Genomic DNA, 23,218 nt, shown 5'->3' with positions numbered 1-23,218 from the left:
CAACTGCAATCTTTGCGCACGGCACGGAAAACCATAAAACCGATCGCCATGGGTGCTGGAGGTGTATATGCTCAGCTTAAGGAACAAGCGCTTTCACCGCTGAAGAACGAGTATACTGCTTGCTTCAAGCCAAAAAGCTTCCATAATAAACCTTTATTTATCCAGTAAAATCAACCATGATCTCCAGATTCACAGGGGATGAGGCAAGACTGCATGAAACTAGCTCTGCTCTATACTCTAGAGGCCAATATCGCCCTGTTTAAACCCTACCTTGAGCAACACTTAGAGATGAACAAACTCGATATCAAGCACTATGTTCACCCCGAATTACTACAAAGAGCCATCGAGCAAGGCTTAAGTGAACAGCTGATTAAAGCTGTACAACAAGTAATACAACAAATCGCACAGGCAGGCGCAGAGCTGATTGTATGTACCTGCTCAACCATCGGAGACATTGCAGAAAATACCCCGAATGTGTCCGCCCGAGTGATCCGAGTCGACCGTCCCATGGCCAATCAAGCAGTTCAAGCCCAGCGAGTGCGAGTATTTGCCGCGCTGCAAAGCACACTCACTCCAACCCTTGAGCTAATCGCCAGCTGTGCCCAACAACAGGCGAAAACCCCCAGAGTAAACGCCGAACTAGTCCCCCAAGCCTGGTCCTATTATCTGGCGGGCGACACCGACAACTATGCACGTACCATTGCCCAACACATCAATCAACAGCGTCTCGATGATGATGTCATTGTACTTGCACAGGCTTCGATGGCCCATGCGACTCAATATATTCAACAACCAAATATAAGCATATTAAACAGCCCCGAGTTAGCCGCTCACTACTTACGCGAGCAATTGCAATTCAGTCAAATTTAAGGGAATTATCATGCCAGAATTAAACCTCGCGCAAGTTGTCGGCCTGATCGCTTTCCTAATCGGTATCAGTGCCTTTTTTACCCAAGATGGCTATGCATTTAGACGCCGACTGACCATTTTTCAAATTGTGCTGTGTGGTCACTTTATATTAATGGGGGCTTATACGGCGGTGTTTGCCAGTGCCATTAGCGCGTTAAGAACCTATGCGTCTAGCAAAACTCAGTCCAGCGGCGTCATGTGGAGTTTTATTGCCCTGTTGTGGTTAATGAGTGTGCTGGCGATGCATAATCCCTATGAACTGCTCCCCATTATTGGTACGTCCTTAGCGACTTGGGGGCTATTTAAAACGGAAGGCTTAAAACTTCGCGCCTTGCTTCTATTCAACTCCTTTTGTTGGTTAGGCAACAACCTGTTGTTGGGCTCCATTGGTGGCACGATGATGGAAACAACCTTTATCTTGGTCAATTCCTATACCATCATCAAGCTCATCAGAGCCAACAACAAGCAAGCGATTGAATAAGTATTCGAGATAAGCCAAGGGCACGGTGGCTGTAGATGGCATAAAACAATCATAAACGACTATTATTGCGACAGCTTAGGCAAAGGCTTTCACCGCTTGAATTGCTTATAATTGCAGTTAATCAATGGCGGCTAAGGCACCATTCACACAGCGCATACCTGGTACAAAAGTCAGCTTATCTGCCGACATCTTTTGACCATTGGGTAGCTTAATATGATTAACTAACCAGAGCACACAGCCATCACTTAGATTCAGTAAACAACGAACTTGAGAATACAAGTGGCCATCATCAAACACTGAAGATACCGCGAAGGCTTGACCTTGCCACGCTTTTACCGCCTTATCATGACACATCACTAAATCGAGATATAAAATTTCCGGCACCACATCTTTCACCACTTTCAAGCATAATCTAGTACTAGAATAGCTTTGTTTTTCCAGCCACAGTCGATGGCCAATCGCGGTATCGGTCCACTCGAGGATCGTCATTTCTGCGTTCATGTCATTCCTTATCTATTACAGAGGAAACAATGGTATTTTTTAACTAAGCGAGGGTCGACAATCGAATCTCCCTTATTGCTTTCTGGTCACCACATGATCAAACAGTATGGAGTAAGGCATTATACCACCGCCATGCCACCAAACGCTTTTCACACCCACAAAAATGACAGGATCTCCCTACGATAAAAATAATTGACTGAAAATTTTAGCCGTTTTATCATGCCGACGGCTAAAAAATGTATCAAAACGCGCTTTCATGGCGCCACGCTCCCCCCAGCACTTCCTTTAGAAATGCTGATTTTCTGTGGGTTCCCCATATTGATACAAGGCTCCATTCAATGAATAATTCTAACACTCGTAATTTCTGCATCATCGCCCATATCGATCACGGCAAATCAACCCTTGCCGACCGCATGATCGAATACACCCATACCCTCACAGCCCGTGAAATGAAAGATCAAATATTAGATTCGATGGATATCGAACAAGAACGAGGGATTACGGTTAAACTGCAAACCGTTCACATGCTCTGGCAAGACAAAACTGGAAAAAAGTGGCAATTCAATCTTGTTGACACCCCAGGTCATGTCGATTTTTCTTCTGAAGTATCCCGCAGCATTACTGCCTGTGAAGGTGCTATCCTACTGATTGACGCGACTCAAGGTGTACAAGCACAAACACTGGCTAACTTGCGTCTTGCTCAACAACATGGGCTCACAATATTGCCTGTCGTGAATAAAATTGACAGCCCTCAGGCTGATCTTGCGCGGGTGATGACGCAGCTATCGGCAATTGATGGCCTTGCCCTACAACATATCATGCACTTGTCAGCAAGAACCGGAGAGGGTGTTGAAGCCTTGCTTGACACGATCCCAAAACGATTCCCTAGCCCCAGGAGCAATCCCAAAAACCCTCTAAGAGCCTATATTTTTGACTCTCACTACGACTGTTACCGTGGTGCGATCCTGCATGTAAGAATAATGGATGGCAAACTATCGCCAAAGGAAACACTTAAATTCATATCGACAGGTCAGTCATTTGAAGTGATTGAGACGGGTTATTTCATGCCCCAAATGACCCCGACTCGAAGACTCAATACGGGTGATGTAGGCTATATCACTGGGGCTATAAAAGATATTCGCGCGGTGCATGTTGGAGATACAATAACATCACGCCACCAGCCGGCAACAGAGCTAGTGCAAAAGTTCACAGAAATAAAACCAATGGTTTTTTGCGGCATTTATCCCGACCTACAAGGCAATGCTGAAAACCTGAGGTATGCGATGCAAAAACTACAACTGAATGATGCCTCACTCTCCGTAGAGCCTCACGTATCAGAGTCTTTAGGCGCTGGATTTCGTTGCGGATTTCTCGGCATGCTGCATCGAGAAATAATTGAAGAACGCCTTAAAAGGGAATATCAACAACACGTAATCACCACTGCACCAACCGTGAATTACCGGTGTATTTTAAAAAATAACACGATTCTAGAAGTCGATAATCCAGCTCTGTTTCCATCTCACGATATTCTAAACTATGCCGAAGAACCCTTAGTAAGGGTGAGCATTAGCACCCCCTCTCGTTTTTCGGGAAGAGTTCTAGAATTGTGTGACAGCAAAATGGGGGACTATATGAATATGTCCTACCTTTCCGATGATGACGTTCTCATCGAATACAGCATGCCCCTAGCAATGATGATTAATGGCTTTTTTAGTGAGCTTAAATCTGCCAGCAAAGGCTATGCAACGCTTGACTATAAACCAGATGGTTACAAACGCTCAGAGCTAGTTAGAGTTGATATTCATATCGATACCCAAGTTGTCGATGCATTAACCTTTATTAGCCTTCGCGATAGCTCATTTCAGCGCGGCACCGCGCTGGTAAACAAATTGAAATACCTCATGCCGCGTAAACTTTATCCGGTACCTGCCCAAGCAGTGGTTAACAATAAAGCGATTGCTCGCGTAGATATTCCACCATTACGTAAAAATATGCTTGCGTCTGGGTTCAATGGTAGTGTTTCAGCAAAACAGCGAATGATACGCCAGCAACGAGAGCATCGTAAAAATAGCCGAGGGGCTCTAAGGATGGAAATATCTAGGGAAATCTTTAGCGCAATACTCCTCGCTTAAAAATTATTGGTTATATAGCTAACATGAAATGACGCTCCCAAAACTGGGAGCTGATCTTTCAGCCATAATCGATGACCCGAAGCGGAACAACAGATATAAGAACGAAATATCAACTCACTCGTATCAAATGTCATAACATTCAAGCTAATTCGTAAACCTCCTGTCGACTGACAACGGTCGACAGGAGGTTTTATATCAAACCCGATATGATACCAATCTAACTAATGAACCGCGCATTTTTACTGGCCTAAATCACCGCTAACTTCGTTATAAACCTTGTAATTAGAGCCACTAGTTACAGCTATTCATGCCTCTTTATCAGCAGATTTATTCAACGCGGCTGATAATACAATGAATCAAATTGGTATAAGCAGTCGCTGAAACGGCTTAGGCGCGATTTGCTCCGGTAAGCAATACAGCGATATGACCTTGTAGCGCTTGCTCTTCGCTCATTGCAATCACGCCAGCGATAGCAACCGCACCAGAAGGCTCTAATCTCAACGAATCGGCAGTTTCGGCATCTTCCATAGCCCTCTGGATCTGCGGGTCATCAACTAAAATCACCTTGTCTACCAAACCTTGCATGTCCATCACCGCTTCCGGAATGGGGCTTCTTACGGCAAGCCCATCGGCAATCGTATTCACCGAATCACGCTCAACCGCACGAGATTGTAGCCAGCTGCAATACATTGAATCGGCACCTTTGGGAACAACACCGATAATCTGGGTACTCGGCGAGGATGCTTTTATCCAGCGCGCAACACCGTTGATCAAGGCCCCATTTCCCAGCGGAATATATACCGCATCGAAATGCTGGCCCTTGCTGAGTAACTCAACCCCAATGCTTCCAGCGCCTTCTGAAACAGCCACCTCTTTACCGTCTTCCAGAAAACAATAAGCATGCTGTTGGCTATACAGCTTGGCTTGCTCTTTGGCGCTATCAAAATCATCACCATAGTGCTGAATCTTAGCGCCTAATGCTTTGATTTTAGAAACCTTAAGCGGGTTCGCATTGCTCGGAACAAAAACCTCTAGCGGGCGTTTTCGCTGCTGACAACTCCAAGCCAGTGCAAGTCCCCAATTACCGGCACTCGCACAAACAATTGGCCGTTTATCCTCAGGACTGAATACTGTAGAGAGGTAGTGTTCAGCTCCTCGCCCCTTAAAACAAGCAATCGGATTATCGGTTTCATCTTTAAGCCAGATATTGGCCTTGCAAGCTTGGCTTAAAAAGGAAGAACGGAATAACCGAGACTGGGTAAACAAGGGGTTGATATGCTGGTGTGCCCTCTGGATTTTACTTAAAGAGATCCTCGACTCCGCCACTGGTGGGCAAACCCTCGATTTCTGCGCTGACGGTAACACGTTATCTCCCTTCGCGTGGTCAATCATCAACACGCCATCGAGATGTTCATACTCATGTTGCAATAGCTCCGAATAATCGGCCGGAAGCTCATTCCAATCACGAAACTCACCGTGAATATTTTGGTATTTGAGGCTAATGCTTTGATGCCGTTGGATTTTAACGATCAGTTCTGGGGTACTTAAACAGTCATCCCAAACCGACTGCATAGCGTCACTGCGCCAAGTGATTTCCGGGTTAATCAAGGTGATTGGCGCAGCCCCCAAGTTAACCACAATAATCCTTAAAGACAGCCCCGTTTGTGGCGCAGCTAAAGCTCGACCAAATCCGAGCCTATGGCGAACATCATTTAAGGTGGCATGTAAGTTGTTGACACAAGAGCGCAGATTATCGTCAAAATCGGTCACAATTTGCGCTTTTTTTCGAAGGCTTCCCGATACATCACTATCAGGTGTCAGCACTTCCATAATCTCAGACATGATTGTATTTCCTTCACTAAAATGAGTCTTAATATGCTAAGAGAAAGAGGTAATCAATAGCGCCATTGTTTATAAAAAAGCTGCACAAATCCGGCTTAAAATCAGCAAAACACGCATATTTTCGTCATCTGAAACACCAACAACTACTCCAACAGTTGCTCGATAAAAGCTGAAGCGTCCTGTTTCGATTGGCGAATAATTAACGAAGAAGTAAAACTTCGAACATTGTCATCATCCATCAACATGTTTTGAGTAAATGAATCAAACTCAGCCACACTCTTCACTGCAATCAGCAAACAAAAATCACTTTGCCCGGTAACGTAATAACATTGCAGTACGCAAGGATGAATTCGCATCTTATTTTCGAAGCGACCAATATCGGTATTTCGCTCATCGATCAGATCCACATGAATAATAAACTGCATTTGAATTCCGAATTTCTCGGCATTCAACTCCGCGATTTCTTTATCAATCATGCCGCTACTTCGTAATTGCTTAATCCGACGTTGAACGGCAGAAGCCGATAAACCCACCATGGAACCGATATACTCAGCGCTCTTTTTAGTGTCTTTGCGATAAATTGACAGGATCTTTAAATCTAAACTATCCATTTCCACATGCTTATCTCACTTTGTTTGAACAGTAGTTTCCCTGAATCAATGAGATTTGCAAAGAACTGGATCGTTACAATATTTCGGCACACTCGAGAGACCTCAAAAAATGAGGTCTGTAGCATCGTGCCACGATAAGCGAATCAGACGGTATTTTGTGAGTGATGCAAACAGATGAGAAAAAGCGATGGAGGCTGTTCAACAGAGCCTTACATTGAATAGAGCAAAGGATACCCTAATAATTCGACCCAGAAACACCATAGGACTGAACCAACGCCTTATAGTCTGCGGACTGGCGTATATTACCAATGGCATTCCAAATACACTCCGTCAACGCGGTATGCTCAAAATAAAAATTCTTCGAAAACATCAAATAACCGAGCTTGGATTTGAGCGCTGGCTGTAATATTTTAATCTGACGAGCGAGTAACGGTGCAAAGGCAATCACCGATTGAACATTGCCGCCAATCGCAACAACGCCGTCGACCCGCTTCGCAACCAGCATATCCAGCATCTGCTGCTCATCATTAAACTCAAGCGGTTTTAAGCCCAAACGTTTTACAATATCGATACCAGCAGAGCCTCGTTCAACCGCGATACGGGTCCTCGGACCACTGATCTTTTTTCCATCCCACTTTAAGTCACTTTGTTTAAGCGTAAACAATTGATAAAAGTAGCCTCTTACCGCCCGCTCTGGATCCGGTAGTCCGTCTTTCATAGGATAAGCACCATAGACCGCCCGTTCGCTTTTATAGCTTGAAGAATAAGCGGCGTCTGCACCACCATACTCCACCAACAACAGCGCCCTTTTCCATGGAACTAACAAAAACTTGATTTCAACACCACAGCGCTCACCAGCCTGCAGCAACAACTCAGCACGATAACCGGGTCGGTCTGCTAAACGTTGCTTATCTATATGATCAAAAACTGGCCCAGAGGGGCCGCCTGCGGAGGCTGTCGTGGCAATAACAATGCTGCGAGTCTCTTGTGCTGCACTTGCAAACGACATAATTAACATGGCATAAGCCGCCAAGTTGATGAGAATGCCCCGAAGTCCTTTCATTGATTGCTCCTTTACTGCTGAGTAATGGGAAGGCTTAAGCGCTCAGTGCTTTTTGTAAAACTCTGTATCAGCAGCGTACAACTTAGAAATACAGCATGTTGCAGATTATACATCTCAAAAGATATCTTGTAAGGGTCATCCTTTTATGAATTTTATCAATTAAATATTTAAACCTGGTATGCGGTATTCAAACAGTCTTCTCTGCAAACCTTGCTTGACTCTCGATTTTACTAGTGGCTTTAACCTACATGGCCTTTTCAAACCAATTATCGCTTATATTTAATTTGATTTCCTCGTCAAATTGACCAAGCCAAAGCCCTGATATTTGATCATTCCAAGAGAAAACAGCATACCTAGAAAGATACCTGCAGAACCAATGAACTCAGCGCTAGTCAGCGACTCACCAAGCACTATAACGCCTAATACCAAGGCAATTGGAGGCACTAGTGCCGCAAATATAGCGCCTTTGGCAGCGCCCAAAATACTAATACTTTTGGCGTAGCAATAGAGCGCAACAATCGCCACCAATACGCCTTGATACAAGCCATGATTAACCAACATGTCCACCGGAAGTTGAGTCAGTGCCCCCGGATTGAAGAGTAAAGATATTGGTAAACAAACAACAGCCGAAACCACAGAAACCATCGCGGTCGCGACCCAAGAGTTTAACTGCCAAAATTTACAGAGTAATGTGAAAGAAGCCCAAAGAACGCCACAGCCTACAAACATAAGATCACCCAATAAAATGTCGGCATTCAATTCCTCAAAACTACTTTTGCCGATAAAGACAATGCCGGAAATGATCAGCACAATCCCTAACCATCGGCTGGGCGTCAATTTATCCGCAAAACAAAACATGCTCCCAAGGGTAGAAAATACCAACATGGTACTCGGTGCAATAGTTCCAAAGTGAGCACTCGATGACAAATTAATCCCCGAAGTTGCAAGAATCACGTAGGGTGCCCCGGCACCAACAGCTAAAATAGCACCTTTACTAAAAATCACGCTTAGTTTGATCGCATGGAACAGCAGTACCGGCAACAAGATAAAACCGGCAATACTGAAACGAAGGGTCGCAATATCTAAAGGAGACAAACTTTGCAGCGCAGCGACTTTTGACACCACCGGCCAACTGCCCCAAATCATCGAGGCAATTAAACCGAGACCCACCCCAACCATGGTTCGCTTATCCATCATTAACATCATCATTTTCCCCCATTATTCGTGTCTATCCAGTTTATGCCTACCCGCCTTTCAAATCGCAGCCTATAATACTGACACACGCATAAATTCGGCTGATTTTTACTTAATATGGAGAAAAACTGCACATGGATGACTTCGACCGACAACTTTTAGCGAAACTACAATTAAACAACAAAAAAACCTCTGAAGATCTTGGAAATGAAATAGGACTGTCTGCAACTGCGGTTCAAAGAAGGATCAAGAAACTGAGGGAATCGGGAACCATCGAAAAAGAAGTCGCCATATTAAATAGCCGCGCGCTAGGCAACTTCATAACTATTATTGTTGAAGTTTCCTTGGCAAAAGGTGGCACCACCGTGATTGACAACTTCAAGAAAAAAGCCAAGGCGCACTCCGAAGTACAACAGTGTTACTACATGGCGGGCGAAAAAGATTTTATACTGATGATTACCGCGTCCAGTATGCAAAGATATGAAGAAATCACCCGAGAGTTATTTCTGGATGACCAAACCATACTCAAATTCAGCTCAAATGTAGTGATGGAAAATGTAAAACAGAGCCTAGCCTATCCTTTTTAAAGCGAATCGATTTGCAAGCTCAAGAGCAAACTTAAAGTCACTCCCAGCCCTAAGCTCGGCACAATGACTTAGTCATATCACCTCAATCACGGCTTTAATAGCTGATTGAATAACAATCTCGGTTTGAAGTTGATGACTCGAGTGTCCACAAGCCATAAACTGCTAAACTCCAGTTGCGGTCTTCATCGCGATCATGTTGCAAACATTCAAAGAGGTTCGTTTGACGATTACGCTTCCCTATCAGATTCATAAAAATGACGTTTTTGACTTAAAAAAATCCGCCCAAAAAACTCTCAGAGAGATTTATACCGCAGGACCAAACGGAGCTCGGTATTGGCGTGTCACCCCCTATGATACTCAAGATATAGGCGAGGATATGCGCCTCAATTGCCTGCCAGTGCACTTGGCGATTGTCGATCAAGTGAAACAAAGAATCGCTCACTGTAAACAAACACGAGTTGTGATTGGCCTGCTCGAACCAGCAGATAAAGACGCCAAAACGCTCAACACACTAAGCAAGCGAATACGTAAGGCCTTGTCAAATAACGATAACGTGAAGAACCTTTATCACACATGGATTGAACTGGACTTTGGGAATAACACCTTCGATGTTTTCGATATTACTGGGCCCTATTGGAAACACATCCCTAATGCGGATCAAGGCTGCTACTTTGATCGGCAAACTGCCAGTCAATTTGATCTAAAATATACGCCGATATTCAAATCACAAACTAAGGTGCTGGCGTTTCACGAACGAATCACTTATTTGCAATCAAGTAATGATGTGGCAGGAAAAAGCCATGCACAGCGTTATCTGAAGCAGTTTTATAGCCATCAACCGCGGGTTGAAACTCCCCCGAGTTATATCGATAGGCTCAAAGAATTTTTCCGCTCTTTTATGGAAAGGATAACTTAAGCAAAACCGACCGGCTTGCTTCATCAAACTATCGGCGTGTCGCGGCTCAGCTCAAACCAGAGCGCGACTTTAAGCCCCCCTGAGTATCCAGGGTAACGTTAAGGCACTGCAAAATAGGCCAATGCCATAGGCACTGTGAGTGACGATACTTAACCCCCTCGCCAACCGAGGCGCCGCTGTTTTACTTGCCGCAAACCCAAAACCAAGACAAGGTTGGATGATACAAAAAGGAAATACCAAGGTCACAATCCCGGTGATCAACGCAGGCAGCAGTGTTGGACTTGCCAGCCATACCTCTTCGAATAAAAACACATGAGCCATCGCAAAAACAATCCCAATTGCATAATGTAAGGCCCAACCGAGAAGTCTTTCGCCCTTGACCGGCGGTGTAGACACAATCGTTCGATGCAGTAGCTGCCCCCTTGCTATGAAACATACCCATCGCGCAAGCAGCGCATAATCCAGCGCTGGGATCCCGAGTATTCTTTTTTGGAACAACGACCAACCATCCATGACCAGCGTCGCTCCAATACCAATCCAAACGGCTTGTAAACAAAGATTCGTAAGCATTAAATATTCCCCTTGTAGCTCTTAATTTGATAGATTCACAAACAGGGTACAACTTGAAGTCGACTTTAAGTCAATAGGAGATATGATGGATATTGCAGAGGTAGCTCGTCGCTCTGGTTTAAAACCTTCAACCTTAAGATATTATGAAAAAATCGGGCTGATCCACTCCCCCAGTCGAAAAGGGCTACGCCGACAATATTTTCCAAGTGTATTGAATAAATTAAATATTATTTCTTTGGGCCGCATGGCAGGGCTATCGCTCATTGAAATTTCAATGATGTTCGATGCAAACGATGAATTGTCTATCGATAGAACATTGTTAATCCAAAAAACGACTGAGATTGATGCGCAAATTAAACAGCTACAAGCAATACGCAATAGCCTTTTTCATGTTGCAACTTGCCCACAAACTTCGCATTTAGAATGCCCGTCATTTCAGAAAATGATGAGCGCAGTGAAGCGTGATCTATCTTAGATTTATCGGACCAGGCACGGTGTTAACTGACCTGAACTCAGGAAAATAGGCTTTGTCAGCAACAGCCCAATTGCCTGTGATGGCAAACTAGTAAGCTATTTATATCTATTGTTGCGCCATGAGGCCATACTGAAATGGTTACGCATTCCGTTTACTGAGCTCAATGCATAGCAATTCTCCTAAGGTTGGATCCAAACTAACTGCAGGTTTAAGTGCTTCCCCAAATAGGAAATGATCATGAGTAAAGGACAAGACAGTAAAAAAGGCTCCAAGAAGAAACCGCTGTTAACCGCCAAAGAAAAGAAAGCAGTCAAAGCAGCCAAAAAATCGCCAAAGAAAGGTCTAGGACTTTAGATTCAAATTGTGACGAGTCATCGATTATTTCGATGACTTTTTGCGTTTCACAAATAACACAAAATAACCAAGTTGAATAAACGACGGCGGCCAATCCCCCCCTTGTTGCAAGTAGCCAGCCTTACCGCTTGATGGCGGTACAATCATCCCAAGTTGCCAGCGCGGCAAATAAAAAGCCGCCACAACGCGCCCCCCACTGCAAACAACAACAGAATTTCATAGCGCTTGGTTTAACCACAAAGCGCTCTTATAGCAGCAGGCTATAACTCAGAACAAATTAGATTTGTTAAAACACCCAATTAGACTTCTGGACGGCTAATTAATCATTGACTTCAAGGGCACTTATCCATAGCATCCTTCTACCATTCAGTCACACCTTAGCATGTAATTCTAAGCTCTCTTGTATAGGCCTATGTAAATGATTGAAATCAGCGATGTTAATAAGGTTTTCTATCAAGGAGAGAAAGAGATTGTTGCGCTTAATGCCATCAACCTTTCTATTCCTCAAGGAACCATTTTTGGCGTGATTGGCTCATCCGGTGCAGGTAAAAGTACCTTGATCCGTTGTGTCAATATGCTGGAAGCGCCAACTTCGGGACAAATCATTGTTGATGGGGTCGATCTCACCACTCTTTCACACCCACAACTTTGCCAAGCTAGACGCAATATAGGGATGATTTTTCAGCACTTCAACTTGCTATCTTCACGTACGGTATTCAACAATATCGCGCTGCCCTTAGAGCTAGCAAACACAGATAAAACGCAGATTGATCGTAAAGTAACAGAGCTCTTGGACTTAGTCGGCCTCACCGATAAACGAGACACCTATCCAGCCAATCTTAGTGGCGGTCAGAAGCAACGAGTCGCGATTGCGCGAGCCCTAGCCTCTGATCCGAAAGTACTGTTATGTGATGAAGCCACCAGTGCCCTTGATCCCGCAACCACTCAGTCGATTCTGGAGTTGTTACGAGAGATAAACTTGCAACTTGGCATTACCATTTTACTGATCACTCATGAAATGGATGTAGTGAAGAGTATTTGTCATCAAGTCGCGATCATCGGTGGTGGTGAACTGGTAGAGAAGGGAACCGTTGGTGAAATTTTTGCGCATCCCAAAACCCAACTGGCTCATGACTTTATACGCTCAACTTTAGACCTCTCTATCCCCGAAGATTACCGAGTACGGCTAAACACAAAAAGAGTCGTGGGAAGTCACCCCTTAGTGCGCTTAGAGTTTACGGGAGCAACGGTTGACGCACCTCTGATCAGTCAAATTGCTCGCCAATTTAATATCGATGTCAGTATTTTGAGTTCCGATCTTGATTACGCCGGAGGGGTGAAATTTGGCATGATGGTCGCCGAACTACTTGGCAATGAAGCAGACGATAGCGCAGCGATTGAGTTTCTGAAACAACATAAAGTCAAAGTGGAGGTACTTGGTTATGTCCAGTAACGGTTTTTCATTTCAACAAATCGTGGAGTGGCTAAACTTCAATGGTCAGTTACTACTCGGCGCTACGGGCGAAACCCTCTACATGGTGTCGGTCGCGGGCATTGTTGGTTTTGCACTTGGTATTCCCTTAGGTGTTATTTTACATATCACTAAAAAAGGTGGATTAGCTGCAAACAACAAACTAAACCGAATATTAGGTGCAATCGTAAATATCGGTCGTTCGGTACCGTTTTTAGTGCTCATGGTCGCAATTATTCCACTCACCAAGCTGCTAGTAGGTACCTTTATTGGCACCACCGCCGCGATTGTGCCGCTAACGATTGGTGCAATCCCATTTGTTGCACGTTTAATCGAAGGCGCACTGCTAGAGGTTCCTTCTGGTTTAGTTGAAGCAGCGCAGTCGATGGGCGCAACGCCAAGGCAAATCATCACCAAAGTTTTACTGCCCGAAGCGCTCCCCACCATTATCAATGCCGTCACCATCACACTAGTAACCTTAGTCAGTTATTCTGCGATGGCAGGCACTGTTGGTGGAGGAGGCTTAGGTGATGTGGCTATTCGCTATGGTTTTCACCGTTATGATGTGGTGATTATGGCCGTGACTGTAGTGATGCTCATCATCTTAGTCCAGATTATTCAGTCGATTGGCGACTTGATTGTAAGACGGGTCGACCACAGATAGTGATTTTCAACGAAAAAATTTGCAAATAACGGTTTTAAAAACGACCACCAGATCGACAAAAATAGATATTAATTACAGGAAACACAGCATGAAATTTAGTCTTAAAAGTATTCTCGCAGTTAGCCTGGCGGCATCTGCTTTAGTTTTAGCGGGTTGTGGCGAGAAAGAGACCGACCTAAGCAAGATTAAAGTTGGAGTAATTGCCGGAGCAGAAGCTCAAGTAGCAGAAGTTGCAGCCAAGGTAGCCAAAGAAAAATACGGCCTAGACGTAGAGTTAGTGACCTTTACCGACTACGTCACACCAAATGCAGCATTAGATGATGGCTCTGTTGATATCAATGCCTTCCAACATAAACCATATCTGGATCAACAGATCCTCGATCGCGGCTATAAATTGGCTATCGCAGGTAACTCTTTTGTTTACCCAATCGCCGGCTACTCAAAGCAAATTAAAACTATCGCAGAACTGCCAGACGGCGCACGTATCGCGGTTCCAAATGATCCAACCAACCTTGGTCGCTCATTAATTCTTCTTGAGCAGCAAGGCCTACTCACCTTACGTGACGGCGTTGGTCTACAAGGCACCGTTCGCGATATCGTTGCTAATCCTAAAAACATTAGCATTGTTGAATTAGACGCCGCCCAATTGCCTCGTTCACTTGATGACGTTGCCCTTTCGATTATCAACACCACTTACGCTAGTAGCATCGACTTGTCACCCGAGAAAGATGGTATTTTTGTAGAGAGTAAAAAATCGCCTTACGTCAACTTAATCGTGGCTCGCGAAGACAACGTTAACGCAGCAAATGTGCAAAACTTTGTAAAAGCCTACCAAACCGATGAAGTATACCAAGCGGCTTCCACAATCTTTAAAGGCGGAGTGGTAAAAGGCTGGTAATCAAGCAACAGCCGCTAGAAAATGAGTGAGCAAAATTAAACATCGCGTTTACTTTTACGAATAAAGAGCCCGCATCACGCTCACTGAACATAGAAGATAAGCCTTTTTATCGCTGATTAATCAGCCAACAACAATGCCCGTCGAGCGATAGCAAAACGGGCATTTTAAGACTCTTTCATCAATCTCAGAAAACCAATCTTGCAGTCAACGTTTGTGGCCATAGATCCATCTCAAATTTAAGACCTAAGCATTGGGGGTTTTTAGAACGCGATGAAGTGCTTTCTGCGCCGCTGGTGCGCAGCAACTCATTTCAGAAAGTCCCAACCATTCAGCCTTTTCAATTTCTGCGTTAGCAAATATATCCCCCGTGAAATTTGCGGTGTAACAATGCATTGTCAGCTGAGTATTGGCTAAAGCATATGCAGTATCAGTGATCGAGAATTGGTGCTGAATTGAATCGAGAGCTAATTCAATACTCAGTTCTTCGCGAATTTCACGCTGTAAGCCAACTTCATTGGTTTCTCCGCTCTCCAGCTTGCCACCTGGGATAAAAAATTTATCTTTACCTTTAGACTTCACACAGAGTAAGCGCTCTCCTTTTCTATAGAGCCACCCGACACTCACCAACTGTTCCATTTTTACCCCTCATGGATATAAAGCATGTAATGAATAGATCATTATTTTTGACGAGAGACTAAAAATCAACTGGCTTAACTTGGTCGCCATCCATACACTCTTTAACCAAGAGAATATATTCGTGAAAATAACAAAGTATCGACGGGCAGCCATTTCGGTTTTTAGGTGCTTGGGCTAACAGTGAAAACCGCGGGTAAACACCACCGTTTTCAAGCCAATTCAATTAAGCATTATAAGGTGTTGTCTAACCAAATGATTGATTTAAGGGCTCATCGAGATAAGCGGTTAAAGTTAAAAAAATAGCATCGATAGCAAGCATTAAAAACCTTGCAAAAATGAGCCACTAGCCCCCTTGAAACGAGGCTCGAAAGTCATAAATACATTCGCGGAGAGCCCCCAGACTCTGCGACCTTTTATTTTAGGCAAGCGACCAACATGCCTAAAAGTCTATCGGGCACACCCGCTCACCAGAGCGGTACTCTTTGGCTAAACGCACCGCATTAGTCAGAAACTGCAAGGTATAAGCTGGGGGTAACTTGCTGGTGTCGTTCTCGCGAGCAAAGCGCTCTGTTTCGAGTGCGTCTACATCCCCTTTTAATACACAAGAATAGTAATAAACATCATTTCTAAAAGGTTTTAACTCGTACACGCGGCTTAAATAAGCCGCCATTACCTCCGGCTTACTTTGTTCTTTGTACCACTCTTGAGCCATCACTAAGGTTTGCGGTAAATGTTCTTCAAGTACTTCACCATTCTCGGGGCGAAAATCCAAAATATCAGACAATAACCAATTTAACTCTTCATCCTCTCTGATAATGCCGACTAACTCAGCAAACCAAGAAGGGCTCATGTATACTCCCATCTGGACAAATTGCGTAGGCGAGTATCTCAGTAGGCAGGGAACTATACTCAAAAAACCATGATTCCCTTCTTTGACCACATTAAAATTCCAATCCCCTGCACCAATATTAATAGCTTCAAATAGTTGTTTATAAAACGCCAAAAATTCTCGTTTTTTCATTACTCTCCCACCTCATTTAAGCCCGCCACTCTTTCTATTTTTTACTGGTATTCCATCAGGATAAGCGGCCCCAATTTTTTCGCCCGCCTTTAAATCCAATTTATCAGCTAATTGACCTGATACTATTGCATCGGGCGGTATACGATACATTGGCTCGCCCTTAGCATCTATTTCCAACGAATAAGCATGGGAATAATGGATGATAAATAATAAAAGAGGTCAGTGTCTAAGGGCCCTTTTATTTTAGGCAAGCGACCAACATGCCTAAAAGTCTATCGGGCATACTCGCTCACCAGAGCGGTACTCTTTAGCTAAACGCACCGCATTGGTAAAAAACTGTAAGGTATAAGCAGGGGGTAATTTAGTTGTACCGTTTTCCTGAGCCAAGCGCTCTGCCTCAAGCAATTCAACATCCCCTTTCAATACACAAGAGTAATAGAACCTTTGTTTAAGCACAGGGCCAATCGAAGGGCCAAATTCATGAATTCGCTTTAAAAAAGCTCCCATTACTTCCGGCTTACTTTGTTCTTTGTACCACTCTTGAGCCATCACTAAGGTTTGCGGTAAATGCTCATCAAGTACTTCACCATTATCCGGTTTGTACCTTAACACATCCCAGAACAAATGATTTAATTCATTATCTTCTCTAATCTCCCTTACCAGCTCAGCAAACCAAGAGGGTGCCATATACACCTGTGGCTCGATATATTGCAGAGGTGGAGATTTTAACAAGCGAGGCATGATTTTTAAAAAACCATAGTCTCCATCCTCTTCCAAAATAAACTCCCAAGCCCCCCCTCCCATATTCCTGCCTTCATAACGCTGCTTATAAAAAGCTAAAAATTCTCGTTTTTTCATGACTCTCCCACCTCATTTAAGCCTGCCACTCTTTCTATTTTTACTGATATTCCATCAGGATAAGCGGTCCCAATTTTTTCGCCCGCCTTTAAATCCAATTTATCAGCTATTGACCTGAAGCAATTGCATCTGGCGGTATACGATACATTGGCTCGCCCTTACTATCTATTCCCACTGGCTCAAATCCAACTTGTTGTTGAGTAGATAAATCAGCCCCACCAGTTTTAACTTCAATAATTAGTACAGTTTTATCAATGTTACTTATTGAACAGATATCTGGTTTACAGTAGCCGCCTTTTCCATCTGCATGATAAATGACCATCGGTACCCAACGGTTTCTTCGTCGGTATCAAAAGGTGACTTCGCTAACGCGAACTGTTTACCTGGTGCTGGGGGCAGTCGATTTATGTACTTAAGCACGAAACCAACTTGGTTCTATATGATAACGACAACGCCCGATGACCTTTCGATTGTAGATAAAAGCAGTGAGTACTATAAAAGTGGCGCTAAAACCTACTTAACACGAGAAGAATGGATGACAAATTACCCTACAATCGTACCCGAGTAGAATGCCGCCGAATAATGACTTCGCAAATGATTTGTCTACAGAGCATAGGATGAGACGGTATAGGAGTTGAATGTTGGGGGGAGACTACACGTCAGTGATTTTGAAACACAAAAAAGCCGTCACTAGGACGGCTTTTTCTAATTTGGTACCAGAGGCCGGACTTGAACCGGCACGTTATTTCTAACGGGGGATTTTGAATCCCCTATGTCTACCAATTTCATCACTCTGGCATTTTTCCCCGCCTTAGCGAGTGATTGGCATTATAAGCTGCGTTTTTAGATTGGCAAGTGCTTTTTAAGAATAAGCCGTCTAAGTGTTTAAGATTTGCTCGCGCGAGCATTTTATAAGCTTATGTTGGCAAAATTCGGCAATAGTTTGGTGGTGGTGAACTGAGTTTTGCTAGAATGAAGGCCTCACTTTTTTGGAAACATCCTATGACACAAGCAGCTTCTCTCTCAGCCCTTCCAACCGCAGGCTTTTTCCGCCGCTTAGGTGCTTATATTTATGATGCAGTGATGGCAACAGCCATTGCGATGGTCGTAACCATGTTGAGCTTGGCCATGGTTGCCGTCAGTAGTAGTTTAGGCTTACTCACGCTCCCCGAGGGAGTGGAGCCCTCGAGTTACTTGGTGACACAAATTTGGTTTCAGGGGCTAATTTGGGGCAGCATCATCTTGTTCTATATTTGGTTTTGGCACAACCAAGGCCAAACAATCGGAATGCGAGCCTGGCGTTTGCGAGTTCAAAATAAAGATGGATCGAATATTTCCTATACCCAAGCGCTGATCCGCTTATTCACTTCAGCCCTTGGGCTAGGTAACGTAATGGTATTACTCACCAAAGACAAAACTGCTTTTCAAGATATATGGGGAAAGTGCCAAGTGGTCACCCTACCTAAAAAGTAACCCTATTTAAATCACCAGATGATAAAAATAGCCGCGCAGAAAACGCGAACAGTAGGCTGCAATCATGGCAGTAGCCCACGCGATTAATAAGCTCATCGCGAGGGCTGTTTTAATTAACTCACCACTTATGCGCGGCGATTGATCAAATACAAGGCAATCCCAAGTACCAATGCACTTGGAATGGCTGCGCTCACATAAGGGGGCACACCATAAACTAAGCTCATCGAACCTAAGACTTGATCAAGAATGTAATAGCTAAATCCCGCCACAACACCCATCATTATTTTTGCGCCCATACTGGAACTACGCAACGGACCAAATACAAAAGACAGAGCTAATAACATCATGATGCCAGTGAGTATAGGCATCATCAATTTACGTGCTAAGGCTAACTGGTAGCGAGCGGGATCTTGATGGTTTTGTTGCAAATAACTAATGTAAGAGTACATTCCCGAGATCGACAAATCATGGGGTTTAATCGTCACTACACTCAATTTTTCTGGCGTGAGGCTGCTATTCCATCGATAACGGTCGAAGTGTTGTCGAGTCACTCCATCATCACTAAAATCGGTCACCACAGCCTGATCGATCAACCAATAATCTTTATCATAAATAGCACGTTCACCCTCTACCTGTTGGTAAAGATCGGCATTCTGATTAAAGCGATAAATCGTAATATTGAATATATCTTTACTTTCTTGAACTTCGCCAATACTCACAAAGCTATCGCCATCTTTAGCCCATATCCCACGTTGTACCGCAACCAATGAGCCACCAGACATCTTGCTAGAACGTAACTGTTTAGCCGCCAAATCTGAGGAAGGGGCAACATATTCTCCTAAAAGCATCATCGCGATCATCATCGGCACAGCCGTTTTAAGCACCGCCGAAGCAATATTAAAACGAGATAAGCCGGCACTTTGCATCACCACCAATTCACTGGTACTGGCCAAAGATCCTAAGCCGATCAGGGCACCTAATAAGGCAGCCATAGGGAAAAATATTTCTAACTCGCGAGGCACACTCAGCAACACATACCATAGGGCATCCACCACTTGGTAATCCCCTTGACCAACGCTGCCCAGTTGCTCAACAAATTTTACGATCATACTCAAGCTTTGTAGGGTCACCAAGACCAACAAACTAGACATTAAAATCGTTCGGCCAATGTACCAATCAAGTATTCGAAACACAGGCCTTTCCTTTAAATTTTCCACGCACTTTCAAGTAATACTCACTACGAATAAACAAATAACTCAGGGCAATACTAAACATCAGCGCATGTACCGACCACAAACCAATGTGGGGTGGCAAAGTCCCTTCCTCAACAGCACTGCGAGCGGCACTCAATAACAAGTAGTAACTAAGGTACAACAAAATAGCTGGCAATAACTTTGCGTAACGCCCCTGCCTTGGGTTCACGGCAGCTAAGGGCACCACCATAAAAGTAAGGATCGGAATAGTTAACGGTAAAGAAATTCGCCATTGTAATTCAGCAATTTGTGCTAACTCGGTCGCCCCCCATAATTCCATGGTGGGTTGTGACCACAACCGCCGTTGTGATTGAGTACTCTCTTGCTCGCGTAAATAAACTTTATAACGCTCAAAATGTAAAATACTAAAATCTAAATCTTTAGGCGCTTGTTCATAGCGTTTGCCGTTGCTGAGTACCATCCATTGTGAACCGTCACTGCGGCGCTCTATGCCTCCTTCTTCAGCCATAACCACTGATGGGCGGGTCTCAGAACCGGCGGCAGGCGTATGCGCCACAAATACTTTCTCAAGATGTTCGCCTTTATTTTCTATTTGTTCAACGAAGGTCACCACCCCGCCGCCTAGCGATTCGAAACGGCCTTGTACCAACACCGACATACCAGCCTCGGCGTCCATTTGGTCAAACAAGCGTTGTTCCAAATAGTTAGTGTAGGGACTAACATACAAAGTATTCGCAGCAGCGACGACGGTAAACAGCAAACCCAAGACCAAGGTATCACGCAATAACTGAGCGGTGCTGTAACCACAAGCTTGTAATACCACCATCTCGCTATCGGCGTATAAGCGCCCATGAGCCACTAACACACCGATAAACATACTAATCGGTAAGATAAGAATTAAAAAAGAAGGGACATTTAATAGCATCACCTTGGCGATGATCTCACCCGCAACATTGCCTTCGGCAGCCTGAGCTAAGATCCGAACAAACTTTTGCGAGGTGAAAATTAGCATCAAAACAGCAAGCACTGCGAGTTGTGTTTTGGCCGTTTCTTTAAATAAGTAGCGGAATATTAGCACTCAGTCATTCACTTCAAACTTGGAACTTTGCTGGTAATAGCAAAAATTTCAGATAAACTTTCTATTTTGTACAGTTTCACATAGCTAAATGTGACTGTATCACTCATATTTATTTAAACAGTCGCTAGGATCAACTGATCCATTCGAGCAGATAAACTATCTTAACCCAGTTTTGCTAATTGTAGGAGCATTCATGGAATTTAGCGTAAAAAGTGGCAGTCCTGAAAAGCAACGTAGTGCGTGTATAGTCGTCGGTGTTTACGAACCACGTCGCTTATCACCAGTTGCCGAACAACTAGATAAAATTAGTGACGGCTATATCAGTGCCCTATTACGCCGCGGTGATCTAGAAGGGAAAGCAGGACAAGTATTGCTGCTACATCATGTACCCAACGTATTGAGCGAACGCGTGCTCTTGGTGGGCTGTGGCAAAGAACGTGAATTAAACGAACGTCAATACCGTCAAATTATCACCAAAACGATCAACACCTTAAACGATACCGGTTCTATGGAAGCGGTCTGTTTCTTACCTGAGTTACACGTCAAATCACGTAATACTTATTGGAAAGTACGCCAAGCAGTAGAAACCACTCAAGAAAGTTTATACAGCTTCGACATGCTCAAAAGCAATCGTGAGGAAACGCGTCGTCCACTGCGCAAAATTGTCTTCAATGTGCCAACACGTCGTGAACTGGCTATCGGAGAAAGCGCTGTGCAACATGGTTTGGCTGTCGCGCATGGTGTGAAACATGCCAAAGATTTAGCCAATCTGCCTCCCAATATCTGTAATCCGAGCTATTTAGCAGACCAAGCACAACAACTTGCGAATGATTATGACAATATTAAGGTGAGCGTGGTTGCAGAAGCGCAAATGGCCGAGCTAGAAATGAACTCTTACTTAGCGGTTGGTCGTGGCTCCGATAATGAATCGATGATGAGCATCATCGAATATTGCGCTCCTGGTTGTGAAGAGCAAAAACCGCTGGTATTAATTGGCAAGGGTTTAACCTTTGACTCCGGTGGTATTTCCTTAAAACCTGGCGCAGGCATGGATGAGATGAAATATGACATGGGCGGCGCAGCTGGTGTTTATGGCGCTATGAAAGCCCTAGCCGAGTTACAATTGCCGCTCAAGGTGACCGGTATTTTAGCTGGATGTGAAAACATGCCCGGAGGCAACGCTTATCGACCCGGCGATGTGATTACGACCATGTCAGGACAAACCGTTGAGGTTCTCAATACCGATGCTGAAGGTCGTATGGTTCTATGTGATGTACTTACCTACGTAGAACGTTATGATCCAGAGTTAGTGATTGATGTCGCCACCCTTACCGGTGCCTGTGTCGTCGCTTTAGGCCATCATACTTCTGGCTTAATGACACCACATAATCCATTGGCTCATGATTTACTCAACAGTGCCGAACAAAGTGGTGATAAAGCTTGGCGGCTACCACTCGGTGAAGAGTACCAAGAACAACTGGCGAGCAACTTTGCCGATATGGCGAACATTGGTGGTAAAACTGCAGGTTCAATTACCGCGGCCTGTTTCTTATCGCGTTTTGCCAAGAAATACAGCTGGGCTCATCTCGATATCGCAGGTACCGCTTGGAAATCAGGTGGCGAAAAAGGCGCAACTGGCAGACCAGTTCCGCTACTGACTCAATTTTTACTCAGTAAATCTGGTCAGGAAATCGAAGAATAAGCAACATTCTAAATCAACCAACAGGGAGCCTTGCTCCCTGTTTTGGTTTAAATAAGCACCACGAATATAGCCCGACAGGGCTTGGCTCGCGTATTTGGAACAAGTAGTCTCTAGCGTATGAATGCGAAATTTTATATCATGCCCGATTCGGTCATCAGTGACAGCGAGGCCCTCGATAAAATAGTGTGTCAAATCGTCGCACAATACTATCGAAATGGTGAGCGGATCGTCGTCTATTGTGCGTCAAAACAGCACGCCGAGCGACTTGATGAGCTGCTATGGCAGTTTGAACCAGAACAGTTTGTACCGCACAATCTCAATGGTGAAGGCCCCCAAGGGGGAGCGCCTGTCGAAATAACCTGGCAGGTACCAAGGCAACGCCGTCAATGTTTGGTGAATCTCACCAGCACTGCGGTCGATTTTGCCAGAAATTTTCAACATCTTATCGATTTTGTACCCGCGGATGAAATCGGTAAAGCAGCGGCTAGAGAACGTTATCGAGTGTATCGCCAACAGGGTCTACAACTAGACACCGTGGCCTACACAAACCCAGAAATTAAATAGAGTC

Annotated in this window: 25 protein-coding genes and 1 tRNA gene; 12 read left to right on the top strand and 14 right to left on the bottom strand. The window is 44.3% G+C overall.

All coding sequences use genetic code 11. The features are described from left to right. Positions 1 to 213: 213 nt before the first annotated feature. Together ACRRS1_RS03835 and ACRRS1_RS03830 are read left to right on the top strand one after the other, a co-directional pair. Positions 214 to 870 (top strand): hypothetical protein, encoded by a 657-nt coding sequence (locus ACRRS1_RS03835; protein WP_432468357.1) that lies wholly within the window; start codon positions 214 to 216, stop codon positions 868 to 870. Positions 871 to 880: 10 nt separating this feature from the next. Continuing rightward, positions 881 to 1,390: a YgjV family protein gene (locus tag ACRRS1_RS03830; protein ID WP_432468359.1), complete on the top strand. Its 510-nt coding sequence runs from the start codon at positions 881 to 883 to the stop codon at positions 1,388 to 1,390. Positions 1,391 to 1,507: 117 nt separating this feature from the next. Here ACRRS1_RS03830 and ACRRS1_RS03825 read toward each other — a convergent pair whose 3' ends face one another. Then, positions 1,508 to 1,891 (bottom strand): hypothetical protein, encoded by a 384-nt coding sequence (locus tag ACRRS1_RS03825; RefSeq protein WP_432454480.1) that lies wholly within the window; start codon positions 1,889 to 1,891, stop codon positions 1,508 to 1,510. 338 nt (positions 1,892 to 2,229) lie between these two features. Here ACRRS1_RS03825 and lepA point away from each other — a divergent pair, with 338 nt between their 5' ends. Further along, positions 2,230 to 4,023, top strand: a complete 1,794-nt coding sequence (gene lepA / locus ACRRS1_RS03820) for a translation elongation factor 4 (protein WP_432468361.1) — start codon at positions 2,230 to 2,232, stop codon at positions 4,021 to 4,023. Positions 4,024 to 4,410: 387 nt separating this feature from the next. Here the strand turns inward: lepA and ACRRS1_RS03815 are convergent, their stop codons facing one another. The 4 genes from ACRRS1_RS03815 to ACRRS1_RS03800 form a co-directional block, all read right to left on the bottom strand. Then, the gene (locus ACRRS1_RS03815) at positions 4,411 to 5,865 is read right to left on the bottom strand and encodes a pyridoxal-phosphate dependent enzyme (protein ID WP_432454482.1); all 1,455 of its coding nucleotides are present in this window, start codon (positions 5,863 to 5,865) and stop codon (positions 4,411 to 4,413) included. Between the two features lie 143 nt (positions 5,866 to 6,008). Further along, the gene (locus ACRRS1_RS03810; RefSeq protein ID WP_432454483.1) at positions 6,009 to 6,476 is read right to left on the bottom strand and encodes an Lrp/AsnC family transcriptional regulator; all 468 of its coding nucleotides are present in this window, start codon (positions 6,474 to 6,476) and stop codon (positions 6,009 to 6,011) included. Between the two features lie 235 nt (positions 6,477 to 6,711). After that, positions 6,712 to 7,539, bottom strand: a complete 828-nt coding sequence (locus tag ACRRS1_RS03805; RefSeq protein WP_432468362.1) for a substrate-binding periplasmic protein — start codon at positions 7,537 to 7,539, stop codon at positions 6,712 to 6,714. A 279-nt stretch (positions 7,540 to 7,818) separates the two neighbouring features. Continuing rightward, entirely contained in the window at positions 7,819 to 8,748 is a 930-nt protein-coding gene (locus tag ACRRS1_RS03800) for a DMT family transporter (RefSeq protein ID WP_432454485.1), read from the bottom strand. Between the two features lie 119 nt (positions 8,749 to 8,867). Between ACRRS1_RS03800 and ACRRS1_RS03795 the strand changes: the two genes are divergently transcribed. Together ACRRS1_RS03795 and ACRRS1_RS03790 are read left to right on the top strand one after the other, a co-directional pair. Further along, positions 8,868 to 9,320, top strand: coding sequence for an Lrp/AsnC family transcriptional regulator (locus tag ACRRS1_RS03795; protein ID WP_432454486.1), 453 nt, complete (start codon positions 8,868 to 8,870; stop codon positions 9,318 to 9,320). Between the two features lie 193 nt (positions 9,321 to 9,513). Then, positions 9,514 to 10,236 (top strand): hypothetical protein, encoded by a 723-nt coding sequence (locus ACRRS1_RS03790; RefSeq protein WP_432468364.1) that lies wholly within the window; start codon positions 9,514 to 9,516, stop codon positions 10,234 to 10,236. A 69-nt stretch (positions 10,237 to 10,305) separates the two neighbouring features. On the opposite strand, the gene ACRRS1_RS03785 is transcribed toward ACRRS1_RS03790, so the two are convergent. After that, a complete protein-coding gene (locus ACRRS1_RS03785; RefSeq protein WP_432454488.1) occupies positions 10,306 to 10,806 on the bottom strand; it encodes a DUF2938 domain-containing protein in 501 nt (166 codons plus the stop codon). An 82-nt stretch (positions 10,807 to 10,888) separates the two neighbouring features. Here ACRRS1_RS03785 and ACRRS1_RS03780 point away from each other — a divergent pair, with 82 nt between their 5' ends. Continuing rightward, positions 10,889 to 11,281 (top strand): helix-turn-helix domain-containing protein, encoded by a 393-nt coding sequence (locus tag ACRRS1_RS03780; protein WP_432468365.1) that lies wholly within the window; start codon positions 10,889 to 10,891, stop codon positions 11,279 to 11,281. 378 nt (positions 11,282 to 11,659) lie between these two features. Here the strand turns inward: ACRRS1_RS03780 and ACRRS1_RS03775 are convergent, their stop codons facing one another. Continuing rightward, the gene (locus ACRRS1_RS03775) at positions 11,660 to 11,818 is read right to left on the bottom strand and encodes a hypothetical protein (protein ID WP_432468366.1); all 159 of its coding nucleotides are present in this window, start codon (positions 11,816 to 11,818) and stop codon (positions 11,660 to 11,662) included. A gap of 235 nt (positions 11,819 to 12,053) precedes the next feature. On the opposite strand from ACRRS1_RS03775, the gene metN reads away from it, so the two are divergent. The 3 genes from metN to ACRRS1_RS03760 all read left to right on the top strand — a co-directional run bounded on the left by metN (position 12,054) and on the right by ACRRS1_RS03760 (position 14,668). Then, complete coding sequence (gene metN / locus ACRRS1_RS03770) at positions 12,054 to 13,088, top strand: methionine ABC transporter ATP-binding protein MetN (protein ID WP_432454492.1); 1,035 nt, start codon at positions 12,054 to 12,056, stop codon at positions 13,086 to 13,088. Further along, complete coding sequence (locus ACRRS1_RS03765; RefSeq protein ID WP_432454493.1) at positions 13,078 to 13,770, top strand: methionine ABC transporter permease; 693 nt, start codon at positions 13,078 to 13,080, stop codon at positions 13,768 to 13,770. The genes metN and ACRRS1_RS03765 overlap by 11 nt, the downstream gene beginning before the upstream one ends. 88 nt (positions 13,771 to 13,858) lie before the next feature. After that, entirely contained in the window at positions 13,859 to 14,668 is an 810-nt protein-coding gene (locus ACRRS1_RS03760; protein ID WP_432454494.1) for a MetQ/NlpA family lipoprotein, read from the top strand. Between the two features lie 243 nt (positions 14,669 to 14,911). Here ACRRS1_RS03760 and ACRRS1_RS03755 read toward each other — a convergent pair whose 3' ends face one another. From ACRRS1_RS03755 to ACRRS1_RS03735, 5 genes are all read right to left on the bottom strand, one after another. Continuing rightward, on the bottom strand, positions 14,912 to 15,304 hold the full coding sequence (locus tag ACRRS1_RS03755) for an NUDIX hydrolase (RefSeq protein WP_432464378.1): 393 nt from the start codon (positions 15,302 to 15,304) through the stop codon (positions 14,912 to 14,914). A 439-nt stretch (positions 15,305 to 15,743) separates the two neighbouring features. Continuing rightward, on the bottom strand, positions 15,744 to 16,325 hold the full coding sequence (locus tag ACRRS1_RS03750; protein WP_432468367.1) for a hypothetical protein: 582 nt from the start codon (positions 16,323 to 16,325) through the stop codon (positions 15,744 to 15,746). A gap of 264 nt (positions 16,326 to 16,589) precedes the next feature. Beyond that, positions 16,590 to 17,183 carry a hypothetical protein gene (locus ACRRS1_RS03745; RefSeq protein WP_432468368.1) on the bottom strand — a complete coding sequence of 198 codons (594 nt, stop codon included), beginning with the start codon at positions 17,181 to 17,183 and terminating at the stop codon, positions 16,590 to 16,592. A gap of 106 nt (positions 17,184 to 17,289) precedes the next feature. Beyond that, on the bottom strand, positions 17,290 to 17,505 hold the full coding sequence (locus ACRRS1_RS03740; protein WP_432468369.1) for a hypothetical protein: 216 nt from the start codon (positions 17,503 to 17,505) through the stop codon (positions 17,290 to 17,292). Between the two features lie 389 nt (positions 17,506 to 17,894). Further along, positions 17,895 to 17,981: transfer RNA gene (locus tag ACRRS1_RS03735), tRNA-Leu, on the bottom strand. A 204-nt stretch (positions 17,982 to 18,185) separates the two neighbouring features. Here ACRRS1_RS03735 and ACRRS1_RS03730 point away from each other — a divergent pair. Then, complete coding sequence (locus ACRRS1_RS03730; RefSeq protein ID WP_432464376.1) at positions 18,186 to 18,656, top strand: RDD family protein; 471 nt, start codon at positions 18,186 to 18,188, stop codon at positions 18,654 to 18,656. Positions 18,657 to 18,781: 125 nt separating this feature from the next. On the opposite strand, the gene lptG is transcribed toward ACRRS1_RS03730, so the two are convergent. Further along, complete coding sequence (lptG, locus tag ACRRS1_RS03725) at positions 18,782 to 19,807, bottom strand: LPS export ABC transporter permease LptG (protein WP_432456101.1); 1,026 nt, start codon at positions 19,805 to 19,807, stop codon at positions 18,782 to 18,784. Between the two features lie 25 nt (positions 19,808 to 19,832). Then, complete coding sequence (gene lptF / locus ACRRS1_RS03720) at positions 19,833 to 20,948, bottom strand: LPS export ABC transporter permease LptF (RefSeq protein WP_432454499.1); 1,116 nt, start codon at positions 20,946 to 20,948, stop codon at positions 19,833 to 19,835. Positions 20,949 to 21,141: 193 nt separating this feature from the next. Here lptF and pepA point away from each other — a divergent pair, with 193 nt between their 5' ends. Beyond that, a complete protein-coding gene (pepA, locus tag ACRRS1_RS03715; protein ID WP_432454500.1) occupies positions 21,142 to 22,650 on the top strand; it encodes a leucyl aminopeptidase in 1,509 nt (502 codons plus the stop codon). A gap of 117 nt (positions 22,651 to 22,767) precedes the next feature. Further along, positions 22,768 to 23,214 carry a DNA polymerase III subunit chi gene (locus tag ACRRS1_RS03710; protein ID WP_432460941.1) on the top strand — a complete coding sequence of 149 codons (447 nt, stop codon included), beginning with the start codon at positions 22,768 to 22,770 and terminating at the stop codon, positions 23,212 to 23,214. Positions 23,215 to 23,218 lie beyond the last annotated feature (4 nt).

The organism is Agarivorans sp. Z349TD_8, from assembly GCF_050870825.2.
Classification (GTDB): domain Bacteria; phylum Pseudomonadota; class Gammaproteobacteria; order Enterobacterales; family Celerinatantimonadaceae; genus Agarivorans.
This window is presented reverse-complemented; position numbering and strand designations above follow the sequence as displayed.